Origin of the sequence: Rhizobium sp. R339 (genome assembly GCF_002211395.1) — a bacterium.
GTDB lineage: Bacteria > Pseudomonadota > Alphaproteobacteria > Rhizobiales > Rhizobiaceae > Rhizobium.
On sequence record NZ_LOKV01000004.1, the window covers coordinates 29,094 to 47,047 of the forward strand.

General features: G+C 63.1%; 16 protein-coding genes. 8 read left to right on the forward strand and 8 right to left on the reverse strand.

From position 1 onward, the window contains the following. The first annotated feature begins 41 nt into the window (after positions 1 to 41). Genes folP through folK form a run of 3 tightly spaced genes read left to right on the forward strand, consistent with a single transcriptional unit; the run spans position 42 to position 1,784 of the window. On the forward strand, positions 42 to 911 hold the full coding sequence (gene folP, locus ATY76_RS07880; RefSeq protein ID WP_088674214.1) for a dihydropteroate synthase: 870 nt from the start codon (positions 42 to 44) through the stop codon (positions 909 to 911). Beyond that, positions 908 to 1,273 (forward strand): dihydroneopterin aldolase, encoded by a 366-nt coding sequence (gene folB / locus ATY76_RS07885; protein ID WP_088674215.1) that lies wholly within the window; start codon positions 908 to 910, stop codon positions 1,271 to 1,273. Before folP ends, folB begins: the two co-directional genes overlap by 4 nt. Further along, positions 1,266 to 1,784, forward strand: a complete 519-nt coding sequence (gene folK / locus ATY76_RS07890; protein WP_088674216.1) for a 2-amino-4-hydroxy-6-hydroxymethyldihydropteridine diphosphokinase — start codon at positions 1,266 to 1,268, stop codon at positions 1,782 to 1,784. The genes folB and folK overlap by 8 nt, the downstream gene beginning before the upstream one ends. Positions 1,785 to 1,837: 53 nt before the next feature. Here folK and ATY76_RS07895 read toward each other — a convergent pair whose 3' ends face one another. From ATY76_RS07895 to ATY76_RS07910, 4 genes are all read right to left on the reverse strand, one after another. Next, positions 1,838 to 2,389, reverse strand: coding sequence for a hypothetical protein (locus ATY76_RS07895; protein WP_088674217.1), 552 nt, complete (start codon positions 2,387 to 2,389; stop codon positions 1,838 to 1,840). A 211-nt stretch (positions 2,390 to 2,600) separates the two neighbouring features. Further along, complete coding sequence (locus ATY76_RS07900) at positions 2,601 to 3,680, reverse strand: TIGR01620 family protein (RefSeq protein ID WP_088674218.1); 1,080 nt, start codon at positions 3,678 to 3,680, stop codon at positions 2,601 to 2,603. Further along, complete coding sequence (locus ATY76_RS07905; protein ID WP_088674219.1) at positions 3,677 to 5,152, reverse strand: YcjX family protein; 1,476 nt, start codon at positions 5,150 to 5,152, stop codon at positions 3,677 to 3,679. The genes ATY76_RS07900 and ATY76_RS07905 overlap by 4 nt, the downstream gene beginning before the upstream one ends. A 75-nt stretch (positions 5,153 to 5,227) precedes the next feature. Then, positions 5,228 to 5,722 (reverse strand): histidine phosphatase family protein, encoded by a 495-nt coding sequence (locus ATY76_RS07910; RefSeq protein WP_088674220.1) that lies wholly within the window; start codon positions 5,720 to 5,722, stop codon positions 5,228 to 5,230. Here ATY76_RS07910 and ATY76_RS33650 point away from each other — a divergent pair. After that, entirely contained in the window at positions 5,721 to 5,885 is a 165-nt protein-coding gene (locus ATY76_RS33650) for a hypothetical protein (protein ID WP_190233620.1), read from the forward strand. The two genes, ATY76_RS07910 and ATY76_RS33650, sit on opposite strands and share 2 nt — an antisense overlap. Positions 5,886 to 5,996: 111 nt before the next feature. Further along, complete coding sequence (gene dksA, locus ATY76_RS07915; protein ID WP_008525884.1) at positions 5,997 to 6,416, forward strand: RNA polymerase-binding protein DksA; 420 nt, start codon at positions 5,997 to 5,999, stop codon at positions 6,414 to 6,416. 60 nt (positions 6,417 to 6,476) lie between these two features. On the opposite strand, the gene ATY76_RS07920 is transcribed toward dksA, so the two are convergent. Beyond that, positions 6,477 to 7,112 carry a DUF1062 domain-containing protein gene (locus ATY76_RS07920; protein WP_088674221.1) on the reverse strand — a complete coding sequence of 212 codons (636 nt, stop codon included), beginning with the start codon at positions 7,110 to 7,112 and terminating at the stop codon, positions 6,477 to 6,479. A 392-nt stretch (positions 7,113 to 7,504) separates the two neighbouring features. Then, the gene (locus ATY76_RS07925; protein WP_088674222.1) at positions 7,505 to 8,548 is read right to left on the reverse strand and encodes a flagellar biosynthetic protein FliO; all 1,044 of its coding nucleotides are present in this window, start codon (positions 8,546 to 8,548) and stop codon (positions 7,505 to 7,507) included. Between the two features lie 305 nt (positions 8,549 to 8,853). Between ATY76_RS07925 and ATY76_RS07930 the strand changes: the two genes are divergently transcribed. After that, complete coding sequence (locus tag ATY76_RS07930) at positions 8,854 to 11,457, forward strand: PAS domain-containing sensor histidine kinase (RefSeq protein ID WP_088674223.1); 2,604 nt, start codon at positions 8,854 to 8,856, stop codon at positions 11,455 to 11,457. 270 nt (positions 11,458 to 11,727) lie between these two features. Here the strand turns inward: ATY76_RS07930 and ATY76_RS07940 are convergent, their stop codons facing one another. Continuing rightward, positions 11,728 to 12,654, reverse strand: a complete 927-nt coding sequence (locus tag ATY76_RS07940; protein ID WP_088674364.1) for a pseudouridine-5'-phosphate glycosidase — start codon at positions 12,652 to 12,654, stop codon at positions 11,728 to 11,730. 90 nt (positions 12,655 to 12,744) lie between these two features. Beyond that, positions 12,745 to 13,689, reverse strand: a complete 945-nt coding sequence (locus ATY76_RS07945) for a carbohydrate kinase family protein (protein WP_088674224.1) — start codon at positions 13,687 to 13,689, stop codon at positions 12,745 to 12,747. 229 nt (positions 13,690 to 13,918) lie between these two features. Between ATY76_RS07945 and recA the strand changes: the two genes are divergently transcribed. Both recA and alaS read left to right on the forward strand, forming a co-directional pair. Further along, positions 13,919 to 15,007 (forward strand): recombinase RecA, encoded by a 1,089-nt coding sequence (gene recA, locus ATY76_RS07950; protein ID WP_088674365.1) that lies wholly within the window; start codon positions 13,919 to 13,921, stop codon positions 15,005 to 15,007. A gap of 165 nt (positions 15,008 to 15,172) precedes the next feature. Further along, positions 15,173 to 17,827, forward strand: a complete 2,655-nt coding sequence (gene alaS, locus ATY76_RS07955; protein WP_088674225.1) for an alanine--tRNA ligase — start codon at positions 15,173 to 15,175, stop codon at positions 17,825 to 17,827. Positions 17,828 to 17,954 lie beyond the last annotated feature (127 nt).

The following is a 17,954-nucleotide window of genomic DNA, read 5'->3' on the forward strand; positions in this document are numbered from 1 at the left end:
TATCGGATGACGGTTTTTTCGTCATCAATGGGATAAGTCTGGTGACAGGGCTAGAAGGCAGTTTATGGCGCGTCGCCCATGGCCGGGAGATCGAACTCGGCCGTCGGTCGGCGATCATGGCGATCATCAACGTGACGCCGGACTCCTTTTCCGACGGCGGGCGCTTCGAGACCGTCGAGGCGGTCGTCGAGCATGCGCTGCAGGCAGTCGCCGACGGCGCCGCCATTATCGACATCGGCGGCGAATCGACCCGGCCGGGCGCCGCAGCCGTCAGCCCTTCCGAGGAACAGGCGCGCGTGCTGCCGGTGATCGAGGCGCTGCGCGGACGCACAGAAGCCCTCATCTCCATCGATACCTATCGCGCCGAGACGGCGCGGCTTGCGATCAGCGCCGGCGCTCATATCGTCAATGACGTTTTCGGGCTGCAGAGGGAACCCGCTATCGCCGATCTCGCCGCGGCGACCGGGGCCGGGCTCTGCATCATGCATACCGGCCGCGACAGGGCGAAGCTTCCCGACGTGATCGCCGACCAGATGCACTTCCTCAAGCGGTCGCTCGCGATCGCCGCAGCGGCCGGCGTCGGCAACGATCATATCGTGCTCGATCCGGGCTTCGGCTTCGCCAAGGAGACGGCCGAGGAGAACCTGGAATTGATGGCCCGGTTTTCCGAGCTTTCCCGCTTCGGCCTGCCGCTGCTTGCCGGCACCTCGCGCAAGCGCTTCCTCGGCACCGTGACCAGGCGGGAGGCGCCGGAGCGGGACGTGGCGACGGCTGCATCAAGCGCGCTGCTTCGCTTGCAGGGAGCTGCGGTTTTCCGGGTGCACAATGTCGCAATCAACAGGGATGCGCTCGATATCGCCGATGCTATGCTCACTGCCCGCCAGGATTTCGAGAGGAAGCGGCCGACATGACCATCTACACGATCACGCTGCAGAACTGCGCCTTCTTCGCGCGCCACGGCGTGCATGACGAGGAGGAATTCCTCGGCCAGCGCTTTTTCGTCGATGCCGAGCTCGATGTCGTTGCGGGCGAGGCGCTGGAGAGCGATTCAATCGACGACACGGTGAACTACGGCATCGCCTTCACGGTGATCGAGGAGATCGTTACGGGCAAGCGGCGCTATCTGATCGAGGCCTTGGCGCTCGATATCGCCAAGGGGCTCTGTCAGAAATTTCCGCAGGTGCGGCGGGCGAAGATCACGGTGCGCAAGCCGAATGCACCGGTGCCCGGCGTGCTCGATTTCGTGCAGGTGAGCGTTGAGCACTTTGCCTGAGGCCGCATTGCAATCGGCCACCCTCGGCCTCGGCGGCAATATCGGCGATCCGGTAAAGGCGATGGCCGCGGCGCTGCAAAGCCTGGACCGGCGGGACGACTGCCGTGTCAGCGCCGTCTCGCGGCTCTATCGCACGCCGCCGTGGGGCAAGACCGACCAGTCGTTCTTCTTCAATGCCTGCGCCGCCGTCGAAACCTCGCTTCCACCGGAAGCATTGCTCGATCTCTGCCTGTCGATCGAGCGCGAGATGAAACGCGAGCGCATCGAGCGCTGGGGTCCGCGCACGCTCGATATCGACGTGCTGACCTATGGCGACGTCGTTCAGGAGGCGCCGCGGCTGGAATTGCCGCATCCCCGCATGACCGATCGCGGCTTCGTGCTGATGCCGCTTGCCGATATCGCGCCGGGCCTTCTCGTCAAGAGCAGGACGGTCGGCGACTGGCTGTCGGATGCCGATGTGGCAGGCATCGAGGTCGCCGATAACAACCGCGACTGGTGGCGGAAATTCTGAAACGAAAAACGGCGGGAAACCCCCGCCGCTTTTGGAAAATCCTGGATGCCGTCTTATTGAATTGAGCCGACAGCCATCTCATCGACCTGGCGGGTCAGTGTCAGGCCGATGACGGGGATCATCTGGCTTTCGACCTTGACCGAGACGGTGATGTTCATCGTCTTGTCGTCCCGTACGCGGGCGATCATCGCGCCGTTCAGCTTGGCGCGGTTGATGCCGACAACGACGGTATCCTCGGTCACGGCGCCGGAGACGACGTCGAGGCCCTTACCGGCAGCGCCATCGAGGAACTTGCCCTTGTAGGTGGAGCCGGCCTGCGAGATGACGGCGGTCATTGGCTGCTTGAAGACGCCGACGCGGCACGTGCCGTCGAGCTTGATGCCGGCGCTGCTGTCGCCGGTCGGCTCGCCGATCAGGTTGCAGGTGAATTTCGTGCCTTTATACTTTCCGGCGACGATCTCGCCCGGACCCTTCCAGGAGCCGGCGACGGATTCAAAGAAGGCCTTGTCACGGGTCGCAGCCGTGGCTGCCGGAGCGACATCTGCGACGGGAGACAATGCCGCGGCGGCAAGGCCGCAAACGAAGAGAAACTTGCGCGAATACATGGATTTTCCTTGGCAAACACCACTCACGAACTGGCTGCAAGTTTTGCCGAATAATGGTTAATCCTTCCTTTCGATCGTCCCGAAATGCACGGTAGCACAAGGGTTTTCGCGCGGCGCGGACTCCAGCATACCGCTGCTAATGAATTGAATCGGCTGCAATTTCGCCAATATTACGCTAGGGGTGGCGAAAGCTGCCGAACCGTCACTAACGTCAAGGAGTGTTGCCGCGCGGTGACATGGAAGGCGTGAGATCGCCGATGAAATCGCCGATTCCCGGCCGTTTCAGCGCGTGGAAGGCGAGCGGGCGGCAAAGATCCATGGCCGCGATTCCAATGCGGGCGGTCATCAGGCCGTTGATGACGCCTTCGCCGAGTCGGGCGGAGAGCTTTGAAGCCAATCCGTGGCCCAGTACCTGCTGGACGAGGCTGTCGCCGACGGCGATCGAGCCGGTGACGGCAAGATGGGCGAGCACATCGCGCAGCAGGCGGAACATTCCGAGCGTGCCGGGACGGCCGCCATAGAGCTCGGCCATGGCGCGGATGAGGCGCACGGCCTCGTAAAGCACATAGAGCAGGTCGACGACGGCGCGCGGGCTGACGGCGGTCACGATCGAGACACGCTTCGAAGCATTGACGATGAGGGCGCGGGCCTTGCGATCGAGGGGAGCGAGCAGCTCGCGTTCGGCGAGCGCAATCAGATGCGGGGCATCGATGACCTCGCCCTCGGTCGCCTTCAGCGTCGCGCGGCCCTTCGATGTTTCGGGATTGGCCGAAAGCAGCGTGGTGAGACGCGCGACGACGGCGCGCGCCTTTGCCGGCCGCGTCTCGAGGATGGCGGCTTCCGCTTCGGCCTTGATCGTCTGGACGGCGGCAAGGCGCATCATGCCCACGGTTTCGCGGATGACGAGGGCCAGCACGGCGAGGATGCCGACCGCCAGCACGGCAAGAGCGGCATAACCGAGCCAATCGGCGCGGGCGAAGAGATCGCGGATCAGCCGATCGGTCCAGAGGCCGATGCCGAGAGACAGCAGGATGCCGAAGGCGCCGGCGGCGATCTTGCCGAAGGAGGTTCGCCTCTTGCGCGGCGTAGCGACCGGCACGGCGCTCAGATCCTTATCGGGATTGAGGAATGGATCGTCCTCGTCAGCAGTCACGACGATGTTGTCGGAGAAACTTTCCGGCCTGCGCCGCGCCTGCTGCCCTCGGCCGTTTTCGCGCGGCTCCGGGTTCTCTTCCTCATAGAGGAAAGCGGCGGGCGGGCGGCGCGGCGGATCGGATGGGGGCTTGCTCATGCGAGACGGTCTCCGAACAGGAACTGCATGGCGCGGTCGAGGCGGATATGCGGCACCGACAGCTTGATGCCGCCGCCGGCCTCCTCAAGATGCGGCGGGCGGAATCTGACGACATTGACGTCGGGCAGGGGCTCGACTGTCTCGCCTGAAGCGATGCGGTCAAACAGGCTCTCCGGATCCTCCGGCAGGTCGCCCGGGAAGATCGCGGTCTTTCTCTGTCCGTCGAAGCGCTCGCCGGCGATGGTTTCGCCCTCCATCGGCGTGCCGACGATGACGGGCAACTCATGGCCGTCACGCTTGACCGTCGCCTCGCGGGTCGCGCGCACGGCGGCCAGCGCCATGACATCGATACCCGCGCCTGCCATGCCGATGCGGGCAATGGCGCGATCGACGAGGCGGCGGGTCAGCGCATCGAGCCTGTCATGGCTCTCATGATGAAGATGATCGGCCTTGGTGGCGGCGACCAGCACGCGGTCGATGCGGCGCCCAAGCAGCGAAGAGAGCAGTGAATTGGTGCCGGGGCGGAAGCAGGCGAGTACATCGGTCAGCGCGCGCTCCAGATCCTGCACGGCCTCGGGGCCGCGATTCATCGCCTGCAGCGCATCGACCAGCACGATCTGGCGGTCGAGCCGGGCGAAATGCTCGCGGAAGAAGGGTTTGACGACGACCGATTTATAGGCCTCGTAGCGCCGCTCCATCATCGCCCAGAGCGAGCCGCGGCCGGGATGCCCGTGTGCCGGCAGGGCCAGCGGCGCGAAGGTCAGCGCCGGCGAGCCGTCGAGATCGCCGGGCAGAAGCAGGCGGCCGGGCGGCAAGGTGGAAAGCGAGCGTTCGTCGGCCTTGCAGGCCTTGAGATAATCGGCAAAGGCGGTGGCAAGGCCGCGGGCGATCATTTCGTCCGCCTCGGCGCCAATATCAGCGCCGTGGGTGAGCGCCAGCCATTCACGCGACAGCTCGGAGCGGACGCCGGTTTTCGCGAGCGCGATCGTCTCCTCGCTGAAGGTGCGGTAATCCTTGCCGAGCAGCGGCAGGTCGAGCAGCCATTCGCCGGGGTAATCGACGATATCGATCGACAGCCGGCCGGGCGAGAACAGGCGGTTCCAGCCGCTGGCGCTTTGATAATCCAGCGTGATGCGCAGCTCGGAAATCGCGCGGGTCGAATCCGGCCAGATGCGATCCTTCACCAGCGCGCGAATGTGATCCTCATATTGGAAACGCGGCACGGCATCGTCCGGCTGCGGCTCCAGCCGCACCGCCGAGACACGGCCCGACTGCACGGGTTCGAACAGCGGCAGGCGGCCGCCATGCAGCAGGTTATGGACCAGCGAGGAGATGAAGACCGTCTTGCCGGAGCGGGAGAGGCCGGTAACACCGAGCCGCACGGTCGGATTGACGAGGCCGCTTGCCCGGTCGGCAAGATTATCGAACGCGATGCGGGCGTCGTCGGCAAAGGATGTCAGGCGTGGCGGCAAGGCGCGATTCCGGTTGGTGACTGCCGGCAATATAGGAAGGACGCGCCGCCCGAAAAAGAAGCGGCGCGAAAGACTTCAGACGACCACGAAATCGGCAAGGCGCCAGGCGTTGACCGACGCAGCGAAATCGATGACGGCAAGGCCTGCCGTCGGAAAGCCGCCGGGAAGGGCGCGGGCCATCGCTTCGTGACCGATCAGCGCCTCCAGCGCCTGCTCCATGGTGGGGTTGTGGCCGACCAGCATGACGGAGGCCGCATCCTGCGCGTCGATGATCTCGATATAGGTATCGACGGTGGCGTTATAGAGCGCATCGACGTAACGCAGGTCGAGTGTGAGCCCCATCGCCCGGTGGACGGCGTCGGCCGTGCCGCGGCAGCGCCGCGCCGTCGAACTGATCAGAAGATCGGGGCGATATCCTTTGTCGGCGGCCTTGTCGGCGATGATTTCGGCATCGCCATAACCCTTCTCGTTGAGAGGCCGGTCGAAATCGCGCTGTCCGGGTTCGGCCCAGGCAGCCTCGGCATGGCGCAGGAGATAGATGCGGTTGGGCGGAGGCAGGGGTACGGTCATGGGCAAATCCAGGATCGAGCGGGTCTTTTCAGTAATGGCTGCAATCGGCCGCCGTCAACCGGCAGGCGTGCAGCGACCGGCCGAAAGCTGGCCGACAACACGGCGTTTTGAAGGCGAAGCAAAAAACGGCAGCCGGAATAATGATGAGAAAATAGATCGTTAGCCGGAAATTGTAACAGATTTAAAAATCTGTTTACCTGTCGTATTTGGCTTGAATCGCGGCCAGCGCTTGGGATATACAGCCCGCCATGAGATGTTCTTCAGGAGAATCGCGTTGAGTGAGAAGATCGATCTTAGCAATTACGTTCCCTCGGAAGAGGAAGAGTTCATGAACGTAAACCAGCGTGCCTACTTCAGGGCGAAGCTGGTAGCCTGGAAAAACGATATCCTTAGAGAAGCGCGCGAGACACTCGACCATCTGGCCGAGGAAAGCGCAAACCATCCCGATCTCGCCGACCGAGCGTCATCGGAAACCGACCGGGCGATCGAACTTCGCGCCCGCGACCGGCAGAGAAAGCTGATTTCCAAAATCGACGCGGCGCTGCAGCGCATCGAAGACGGTACATACGGCTACTGCGAGGAAACCGGCGAACCGATCGGCCTCAAGCGTCTCGACGCCCGCCCGATCGCGACGCTGTCGATCGAGGCGCAGGAGCGTCACGAGCGCCGCGAAAAAGTCTATCGCGACGAGTGACGGTTTTCGTGTGGCCGTGAAAGGAACAAGGCGCCGCGATCCTATCGCGGCGCCTTTCGTTTATAGTGGATCGCCGGTCGCGGCCGGCCTCCACGATTGCTCGCGATCGGTCTCCATGGTGAGGTCGATCACAATGCGGGCGCCGTTTCTGACCCGCCGCCGCAGGGCGTCTGAATCATTCGCGCCGATCAAAAGCTTGCCGTGTTCCTGAAGAGCCTGGAGGCGCGAGCGCGACACTTTCAGCTCCGAGGCCAGCAGGCGGTCGAGGCGCGTGCTGATCGGCAACGGAAGCATCAGCTCGATTTCCAATCTCGTCCAATCTGCGGTTTCGTGCCGTATCTGCTTGGCAATGTCGAACTCGGCGAATTCGTCCACGCGTGGCGAGCGACGCCTGAGAGCCTCGATATTGAAGGCTTCCGCGCGGATCCAATCCGGGTCGTTGGACTGCAGCGCATTAAGAATCACTGGATCGATGCCGCGAACATTGCGCCGTTCCAGGATTGGCCGGTTCCATGTCTTTTGGCAAATCAGGCATTTGTAGATAAGCCAGGCATCGAGCTTGCGGCCATTGGCGTTGAGCCGGATCCTGTCGCTGCTCCGGAAAGCCCTCAAGCCTCCGCATCCGCTGCATGTTATCCAAGGCTGAGGCGCTGTCTGAGGGGTAATGGTCCATCGGACCTGAAGTGTCTTGCACATATCGTGTTGGTCTTCCCTTTGGAAGTCCACCAGGATGGTGCATGAGAAAGCCCTTACGGGACGCGGCGTGGCGATGTTGTGGGCGGCTGAAGAGCTTAAGCAGCGGAGCTGCACCTGGCACAATTGACAATGCCCAACCGGTCTCTCGCCACCACCCGATGAACATGTTCATACCTCGGACGGCATCTTGCCGCCCTGAAGTACGGGTGAAACTGGAGTGAGACCGGTATTTACTTAGGCAAAGTGAACCTCAGTGCGCCAACGCTCTTCTACCTGAGGGATAACAAAGGATCGACGCCAAGGGGAGTCCGGAGCGTCCCTAAAAGCTAAAAACCGCGACTTGCGGCTTTTATGCAACTTTACGATGAAGGCAGGGAAGCATTACGCTTCCCTCACTTGTCGCGATTGACGCTCATTTCGCCGAAGATGCGGGCGACTTCCTTCTGCAACTCGGTGTCGGCGCCGGTGATGGGGGCGAGTTCGGGATCGCGGCGCGGCAGATTGGCGGGCTGCGGCTGGGCTTGGCGAGGGGCTTGGTTTGCCGGCGCCGGCACGATGCGTTCGGCCATTAGATTGTTCGACATTTCCTCCTCCAGCACGCGCTGGAAATCGCGCCGAATCGCTGCTGCCGATTGCGCTGCCGCGTCATCCTCGGGTGTCGCTGTGCGTGCGGCTGCCGGCATGCTCTGGACCGGCGGGGCGGAAACTTCCGGTTCGATTCGCTGCTGCGGCAGCACACGCTGGCGGGCCGCATCGAGGATCTCGGCGGCGCTGGCGGTATCGCGGAAGGGCGCGGGCTGCGCGCCGGCAATGGGAGCGGCCGGACGTTCCGGCGGGCGTGGTTGAGGCGGGGCGGCGCGCAGCGGAATATCGCGTTCGGCGGCCAGAGGAGGTGTTGCCTGCTCTGCCGGAAGCGGACTGGTGGCCACCGGCGGCGGCGCGGCCGGCTGGACAGGCGGCTCAGGACGCGGGCGCGGTTCCGGCGAAGCGGGCGCTGAGAAGGAAGGCTCGGCCACCGGCTCCGGGCGGGCTGCCACCGGCGGGCGGGTGGGAACGACGGGCGGCATTTCCGGCCGCGCGACCGCTATCGGACGTTCCTCTGCCGGCTGCGGCCGATAGGGATTTTCCGCCGGCTCGGCCGTCTCCGTGAGGATGCGGCTTTCGATGACGATATCGGTCGGGCCGCCGATCATGATCAGGTGTTCGACGTCGTCGCGGCGGACCAGCACCAGCCGGCGGCGGGCATCAACGGCAGCCGCATCCAGCACCTGCAGACGCGGCTGACGGTTGCGGCCGCCGCGCACGAAGGGCGAGGGGGCGCGATTGCGGAGCAGCCAGAGCGCAATGATGAGCAGGAGAAGCGCCAGACCGACGCCACCGGCGGCAAGCAGGAAACGGCTGCCGTAAGCTCCGACAACATCATCGAACATAGTCACTCACTCCATTTCGCGTCGGCACATATTGACGACTTTTCCGTTCCTTAGGCAAGGGTACAAGGTCCTGTCCAGTCACGCGCGAACGCAATTTCGTGTTGTGCCGGTTCGGGGGCTGCCGGCTTCGCGGGCAAGGCGGCTGCGGCGAGCTTTCGGGGCAGATGGCGCTCTTGCCTGTGAATTCAAGCAGTCTTGCCAGCTACCGCTGTTTTTGCCGGCGTGGCAAATTGCTAAGAAGAAAAGAGTGCCTGATTCCTGCTTCGTCTTCGTGCTACGGACTAAGCTGGAAGGGTTTATGTGAGGAATAGATGACGAAACCGCGTCAGGCCGACGACTATAACGCACCGCTTGTGGATCGTGGGGGGCGTTCTGGCACGGTTTTGCGCATTCTTTTCCTGGCGATCGTGCTGATTGCGGCTGCCGGCGCTTTCGTCGTTTTCAAGCACTCGCTCGACAATGAGATCGTCCTTGGCGGTCTCGGCGTGCTCGCCATGGTCGGCATCTTCTTCCTGGTATCCTCGGTCATCGGCTTTATCGAGGTGATGCCGCAGCGCCAGTCCGACAGTCTCGCGCGGGCCTTTCTCAACAGTCATCCCGACGGTACGCTGATCACCGACGACAAGGGCCGGATCATCTATGCCAACGCCGCCTATGGCGCGCTGACCGGCGCCCGCAAGGCGACCGAGGTGCAGACGCTGGAAACGCTGCTCTCGCGCCACCGCGAATCCAACGAGGCGCTGTACCGGCTGGTCAATGGGCTGCGCGAAGGCAAGGAGGGCCGCGAGGAATTCCGCCTGCTGCGTGCCGTCGGACCCGGCTCCAACAGCTCGGGCGCGCATTGGTACCGGCTGAAGGCTCGGCTGCTGGAGCCGGAGGATAACGGCGGCAAGCCGCTGCAGATCTGGCAGATCACCGACATCACCGCCGAACGCGACGACCAGGAGCGCTTCTTCAAGGAACTGCAGAACGCGATCGATTATCTCGACCATGCGCCGGCGGGCTTCTTCTCGGCCGGCAGGAAGGGCGAGATCTTCTATCTGAATGCGACGCTCGCAGAATGGCTGGGCCTCGACCTCACCAAGTTCATACCGGGCTCGATGACGATCGGCGATGTCGTGGCGGGCGAGGGGCTGGCGCTGATCCAGTCGGTGCAGGCCGAACCCGGCCTGAAGAAGACCGTGACGCTCGATCTCGACCTGCGCAAGACCAACGGACAGAGTCTGCCGGTGCAGATAATCCACAGCGTCACTTCGATGCGCGACGGCGCGCCCGGCGAAAGCCGGACGATCGTGCTGGCGCGCGAAAGGGGCGACGAAAGCGGCCACTCGGCTTCGGCTGCCGCCATGCGCTTCACCCGCTTCTTCAACAACACGCCGATGGCGATCGCTTCGGTCGATGGCGAAGGGCGCATCCTGCGCACCAATGCGCCGTTCCTGAAGCTGTTTTCCGGCGTCGTCTCGCGCGACGATCTCGAAAAGAAGCCGCGGCTCGAAACCATCGTGCAGGAAAGCGACCGACCGACGCTCGCCGAGGCGCTGGCTGCGGCCAAAGACCGGCAGGGCGACATCGCGCCGCTCGACACCCGCACGCCGACCGACGAGGCGCGCTACTTCCGCTTCTACGTCAATGCCGTCATCGATCAGAGCGACGAGGCGCCCGAGGAAGCGGCGATTGTCTATGCCGTTGAAGTGACCGAGCAGAAGGCGCTGGAAGCGCAGATGGCGCAGACCCAGAAGATGAATGCTGTGGGAACGCTCGCCGGCGGTATCGCGCACGATTTCAACAACGTGCTGACGGCGATCCTGCTTTCCTCCGACCATCTGCTGCTGCAGGCGCGGCCCTCCGACGCGAGCTTTGCCGACCTGATGGAGATCAAGCGCAACGCCAACCGCGCCGCGGTGCTGGTGCGCCAGTTGCTCGCCTTCTCGCGCAAACAGACGATGCGGCCCTCGGTGCTGAACCTGACCGATGTCGTCGGCGACCTGCGCATGCTGGTCGATCGGCTGCTTTCCGGCACCAACGTCAAGCTCGACGTCCAATATGGCCGCGATCTCTGGCCCGTCAAAACGGATCTCTCGCAGTTCGAGCAGGTGCTGATCAATCTTTGCGTCAATGCGCGCGACGCCATGCCCGATGGCGGCACGCTGACGCTGCGCACCCGCAATTTGACGGCCGCCGACGTCGCCGCCTTCAACTATTCCTATATGCCGGCCGAGGACATGGTGCTGGTCGAGGTTGCCGATAACGGCACCGGGATCGCGCCAGAGATCATGGACAAGATCTTCGAGCCTTTCTTCACCACCAAGGATGTCGGCAAGGGCACCGGTCTCGGCCTCGCCATGGTCTATGGCATCGTCAAGCAGTCGGGCGGATACATCCAGCCGGAGTCCGAAGTCGGCAAGGGCACCACCTTCCGCGTCTTCCTGCCGCGCCACATTCCGGAGCCGGCGGTTGCGGCAGAGGCGGGCGCGATCGACGGCGCCATTGCCGGGACGGAAGTGCCACCGCCGCCCGCATCGCCGCAGCAGCCCGAGGACCTGACCGGCTCGGCCGTCGTTCTTCTCGTCGAGGACGAGGAGGCGGTGCGCCGCGGCGGTAAACGCATGCTGGAAACACGGGGCTATACCGTGCACGAGGCAGGCTCCGGCGTCGAGGCGCTGAGCATCATGGAAGAGCTCGAAGGAAAGGTCGACATCGTCGTTTCCGACGTCGTCATGCCTGAAATGGACGGCCCGACGCTGTTGCGCGAGCTGCGCAAGAACTATCCCGACCTGAAATTCATCTTCGTCTCCGGCTATGCCGAGGACGCCTTTGCCCGCAACCTGCCGCCGGACGCGAAATTCGGCTTCCTGCCGAAGCCGTTCTCGCTGAAGCAACTGGCTGTGGTGGTGAAGGAGACGCTGGATAGCTAGCGGTTACGGCTTCGTGGTTTCCGGATAGGGCGTTCGACGTGGCACCCCCCTCTGTCCTGCCGGACATCTCCCCCACAGGTGGGGAGATTGGCTGGGCGCACCGGCGTTCCCCAGCAATAAGCGTTGCAATCCGGCGAAACAGTAGAGAGGCGGGAGGGGCACGCCTCTTGTCGATCTCCCCACTTGTGGGGGAGATGCCCGGCAGGGCAGAGGGGGGTGACCCACGGCAATCCGCTAAAGCCAGGGCGGGACCTGCCTGCCTCTCAAAAATTACTCACCCAACGCCACGGCAATCTCTGCCGCCAGCCGCGCATTGTTTTCAACAAGCGCAATATTCGTCTTCAGACTCTGGCCGTCCGTCAGGTCGAAAATCGTCGAGAGCAGATAGGGCGTCACCGCCTTGCCGGTAATTTCGTCACGCTCGGCGCTATCGAGTGCGCGTTCGATATAGATCTCCATCTCCTCGCGCGGGATCTCGTCGGCTTCAGGCACCGGATTGGCGATGAGCATGCCGCCGTCGATGCCGAGCTGTTCGCGCGTGGTCTGGAAATTGGCGATTGCGGCCGGGCTGTTCAGCGACAGCGGGCTGCGAAGACCCGAGGAACGCGACCAGAAGGCGGGGAATTCCTCGCTTTCATAGGTGACGACGGGCACACCGCGGGTTTCCAGCACTTCCAGCGTCTTCGGAATGTCGAGGATCGCCTTGGCGCCGGCGCAGACGACGATGACGCCGGTACGCGCCAGTTCCTCGAGATCGGCGGAGATATCGAAGCTTTCCTCAGCGCCGCGATGCACGCCGCCGATGCCGCCCGTCGCAAAGACACGGATCCCGGCGCGGGAGGCCGCGATCATCGTCGCCGCAACCGTGGTGGCGCCGGTTCGCCGCTCGGCGATCGCGAAGGCGAGATCGGCGCGCGACACCTTCATCACCTCCGTCGCCTTGGCAAGCTGCTCCAGTTCGGCGGACTCTAGACCGATATGCAGCGTGCCATGGATGACGGCGATCGTTGCCGGCACGGCGCCCTGTTCGCGGATGATCGTCTCGACGCTGCGGGCCATCTCAATATTGCCGGGATAGGGCATGCCGTGGGTGATGATCGTCGATTCCAGCGCCACGATCGGGACGCCGCGCTGCTTGGCGCTGGCGACTTCCTTCGAATAGGCGATCGGCAGAAGAGGGGAGATGGGCTTGGTCATGATCTTGTCCTGTGATCGATAGAGCATGATGCCGAAAGGTGCCGGCGGTTTTCGGGCGGCATCGTGCTCAAGCTATTTTGTTTGGCCGCTTCAATGCAGAATTCTGACCTTGGGAACAAGAGCAAGCGCCTCATTCAGCAGGTCCGGCGTCAGATTTTCGTTGACCGCGTGCCGCGACTGGACGGTCAGCACCGCCGCTGCGGTGCCGTGGCGGATGGCTTCCTCGAGCGGCAGGCCTGATATCAAGGCGGCGAGCGTGCCGGCGGCGAGGGAATCGCCGGCGCCGGTGACATCGGCGACGGTCTCGGCAACCGGCGGCTGAAGCGTCACGGCGCGGCCCGGGCCAAGCGCCACGAGTTCCCGCCGGCCACGGGTGATGACGGCGTTCCTTACGCCGATCTCGTTCAGGAGCGGCGGCCAGTCTTCCGCGTCCTCCGGCTGCCTGCCGGCAAGGACCGCTGCTTCCGCCTCGTTCAGGAATAGATAGTCGATATCCCCGACGCAGGACCTCAGCTTCACGACCTTGGCCGGCGAAATCGCGATCGCGGCGACAGGCTTCGCGAGCGAATGCGCCTTTGCGACGATGGCCGCGATCGTCTCTTCCGGCAGATTGGCATCGAAAAGGATCAAATCATGGGCGGCGAAGGCATCCCGCACCCAGCGGATCGAAAGGCGCCGCGGCACGAAGAAGCGGTAGAGATCCATGTCGGCAAGGGCGATGACGAGATTGCCGTCCTTCTCGATGATCGCGGTGTAGCTCGGCGTCTTGCGGTCGAGGAAGACGAAGGGTCGGTCGTCGATGCCGGCGTAGTCGGCGGCTTCGCCCACCATCTCGCCAATGGCATCGCCGCCGCGCGGCGAGATCATCGTCACGTGAAAACCGAGCCTAGCAAGATTGCGCGCCGCATTGAAGCCGCCGCCGCCAGGCTCCTCGAACCAGGCGCCGGGATTGCTGGCGCCTGGCGCGGTGTCACCGGAAATACGGCCGCGGCGGTCGATATGAGCACCGCCGAGAACGAGAATCTTTTTCTTCATCTGCGCGGCTCTCCTGACGCCGGGCGGGCGAATCGGTAGCCGATACACGCTTCCGCCAAGGCCGGTACAGGCGGCTTAAGCCTTTGCTTTGCATCGATAAAACAAATATAGAACACGAACCGTTTTACCTTTTTCTTTCAATTGTTTGATCGCCTATTGCGAGAGTGGAACAAATAGGGTACAAACTCGACATTGCTTGAGCGGCTTCAATAACCTAAAGGTGGATCGGATGTCTCAGAATTCATTGCGGCTGGTAGAGGACAAATCGGTGGACAAAAGCAAGGCGCTTGAAGCGGCACTCTCACAGATAGAGCGGTCGTTCGGCAAGGGCTCGATCATGAAACTCGGCTCCAACGAGAACGTCGTCGAGATCGAGACGGTTTCGACGGGCTCGCTCGGCCTCGATATCGCGCTCGGCATTGGCGGCCTGCCGAAGGGCCGTATCATCGAAATCTACGGTCCGGAAAGCTCCGGTAAGACGACGCTTGCGCTGCAGACCATTGCGGAAGCCCAGAAGAAGGGCGGCATCTGCGCCTTCGTCGACGCCGAACACGCTCTCGATCCGGTCTATGCCCGCAAGCTTGGCGTCGATTTGCAGAACCTTCTGATCTCGCAGCCCGATACCGGCGAACAGGCGCTCGAAATTACCGATACGCTGGTGCGCTCCGGCGCCGTCGACGTTCTGGTCGTCGACTCGGTCGCCGCGCTGACGCCGCGCGCCGAAATCGAAGGTGAGATGGGTGACAGTCTTCCGGGCTTGCAGGCCCGCCTGATGAGCCAGGCGCTGCGCAAGCTGACCGCTTCGATCTCCAAGTCGAACTGCATGGTGATCTTCATCAACCAGATCCGCATGAAGATCGGTGTCATGTTCGGTTCGCCGGAAACGACGACCGGCGGCAATGCGCTGAAATTCTATGCCTCCGTGCGCCTCGACATCCGCCGCATCGGCGCGGTCAAGGAGCGCGAAGAGGTGATCGGCAACCAGACCCGCGTCAAGGTCGTCAAGAACAAGATGGCGCCTCCCTTCAAGCAGGTCGAGTTCGACATCATGTATGGCGAAGGCGTATCGAAGACCGGCGAACTCGTCGATCTCGGCGTCAAGGCCGGCATCGTCGAAAAGTCGGGTGCCTGGTTCTCCTACAACAGTCAGCGTCTCGGCCAGGGCCGCGAAAACGCCAAGACCTTCCTGCGCGACAATCCGGATCTCGCCCGCGAGATCGAGCTGTCGTTGCGGCAGAATGCCGGTCTCATCGCCGACCGCTTCCTGCAGAATGGCGGGCCGGATGCCAATGACGGCGATGACGCTGGGGAAATGTAATTTCCGCGCGGAGCTTTTCCGTCAGTCCGCCTGAAGTTCACACCGGCCGCATTCTCTGATCAGAATGCGGCCGGTTCTGTTTGTCGGCTGGACAGTGGCGGAGGTGAACGTTAAAAGCCGATGGATTTGTATTTACCTGCCTCGGGCAGCATCGAAGGGCATAGAATGAGCGGCGTGAACGATATCCGGTCGACCTTCCTCGACTATTTCAAGAAGAACGGCCACGAGATCGTTTCCTCGAGCCCGCTTGTGCCGCGCAACGACCCGACGCTGATGTTCACCAATGCCGGCATGGTGCAGTTCAAGAACGTCTTTACCGGGCTGGAAAAGCGTCCTTATTCCACAGCGACGACCTCGCAGAAATGCGTGCGCGCCGGCGGCAAGCATAACGACCTCGACAATGTCGGCTATACCGCGCGTCACCTGACCTTTTTCGAAATGCTCGGCAATTTCTCCTTTGGCGACTATTTCAAGGAGAATGCGATCGAGCTTGCCTGGAAGCTCGTGACGGAGGGTTTCGACCTGCCGAAACATCGTCTGCTGGTGACCGTCTATTCCGAAGACGAGGAAGCAGCGGCGCTGTGGAAGAAGATCGCCGGTTTCTCCGACGACAAGATCATCCGCATCCCGACCTCCGACAATTTCTGGCAGATGGGCGATACCGGCCCCTGCGGCCCATGCTCTGAAATTTTCATCGACCAGGGCGAGAACGTCTGGGGCGGTCCTCCCGGTTCGCCGGAGGAAGATGGCGACCGCTTCCTGGAATTCTGGAACCTTGTTTTTATGCAGTTCGAGCAGACCGAGCCCGGCGTTCGCAACCCGCTGCCGCGTCCGTCGATCGATACCGGCATGGGTCTTGAGCGCATGGCCTGCATTCTCCAGGGCGTTCAAAGCGTCTTCGACACCGACCTGTTCCGCACGCTGATCGGCGCGATCGAAGACACGATGGGCGCCAAGGCTGAGGGAAGCGCCAGCCACCGCGTCATCGCCGACCATCTGCGCTCCTCGGCTTTCCTGATCGCCGACGGCGTTCTGCCGTCGAATGAAGGTCGCGGTTATGTGCTGCGCCGTATCATGCGCCGCGCCATGCGGCACGCTCAGCTTCTCGGCGCCAAGGAGCCGCTGATGTACAAGCTGCTGCCGACACTGGTGCAGGAGATGGGCCGCGCCTATCCGGAGCTCGTGCGCGCCGAAGCGCTGATCTCGGAGACGCTGAAGCTGGAGGAAGGCCGCTTCCGCAAGACGCTGGAGCGTGGCCTGTCGCTGTTGTCGGATGCGACGACGGACCTCGGCAAGGGCGACATGCTCGACGGCGAGACCGCTTTCAAGCTCTACGACACCTATGGGTTCCCGCTCGACCTGACGCAGGACGCCCTGCGCGCCCGCGAGATCGGCGTCGATATCTCCGGCTTCACCGACGCCATGCAACGCCAGAAGGCCGAAGCCCGCTCGCATTGGGCCGGTTCCGGCGAGAAGGCAACCGAAACCGTCTGGTTCGAGCTGAAGGAAAAGCATGGCGCAACGGAGTTCCTGGGTTACGACACCGAGGCCGCTGAAGGCGTGGTGCAGGCAATCGTTAGGGAAAGCGCAGTCACTAACGAAGCCAAGGCCGGCGACAAGGTGCAGATCGTCGTCAACCAGACGCCGTTCTACGGCGAATCCGGCGGCCAGATGGGCGATACCGGCGTGATCTCCTCCGACCATGGCAAGATCGAAATATCGGACACGCAGAAGAAGGGCGAAGGCCTGTTCGTGCATTCCGGCACTGTGGTCGAAGGCGTGATCAAGGCCGGCGACGCTGTTGCGCTCACCGTCGATCACGCTCGCCGTTCGCGCCTGCGCGCCAACCACTCGGCAACCCATTTGCTGCATGAGGCGCTACGCGAAGTGCTTGGCACCCATGTGGCGCAGAAGGGTTCGCTGGTCGCGCCCGAGCGCCTGCGTTTCGACGTTTCTCACCCGAAGCCGATGTCGGCCGAGGAATTGAAGATCGTCGAGGACATGGCCAACGAGATCGTGCTACAGAATTCTCCCGTCACCACGCGGCTGATGAGCGTCGACGATGCAATCGCGGAGGGCGCGATGGCGCTGTTCGGCGAGAAATACGGCGATGAGGTGCGTGTCGTTTCGATGGGCACCGGGCTGCATGGCGCAAAGAGCAACAGGCCTTACTCGGTCGAGCTTTGCGGCGGCACGCATGTGTCGGCCACCGGTCAGATCGGCCTCGTGCGCATCCTCGGCGAAAGCGCCGTCGGTGCAGGCGTTCGCCGTATCGAAGCGGTGACCGGCGAATCGGCGCGCGAATATCTCGCCGAACAGGACGAGCGCGTGAAGACGCTCGCTGCCTCGCTGAAGGTTCAGCCGGCGGAAGTTCTGTCGCGCGTCGAAGCACTCATGGACGAGCGCCGCAAGCTCGAGAAGGAATTGGCCGACGCCAAGCGCAAGCTCGCCATGGGCGGCGGGCAGGGTGGTTCTGCCGATGCCGTGCGCGAAGTCGCCGGCGTCAAGTTCCTCGGCAAGTCGATATCGGGCGTCGATCCCAAGGATCTCAAGGGCCTTGCCGATGACGGCAAGACCAGCATCGGCTCCGGTGTCGTCACGCTGATCGGCGTGTCCGATGACGGCAAGGCGAGCGCCGTCGTTGCAGTGACGCCGGATCTCGTCGAGCGCTACAGCGCTGTCGATCTCGTCCGCATCGCCTCGGCCGCCCTCGGCGGCAAGGGCGGCGGCGGCCGCCCCGACATGGCGCAGGCTGGCGGTCCCGATGGATCGAAGGCCGATGAGGCGATCGAGGCGGTGGCGCTAGCGCTCGCGGGCTAAGCTGACGGTTCATTTCTGAGTTTCGAAAAGGCGTAAGTTCGGCTTCCGCCTTAACTTGTTGCTGGACGTTCCCCAAACCTAAATCATTCCTGTGCTTGTCACAGGAATCCAGTGCGCCCAAGTCCTT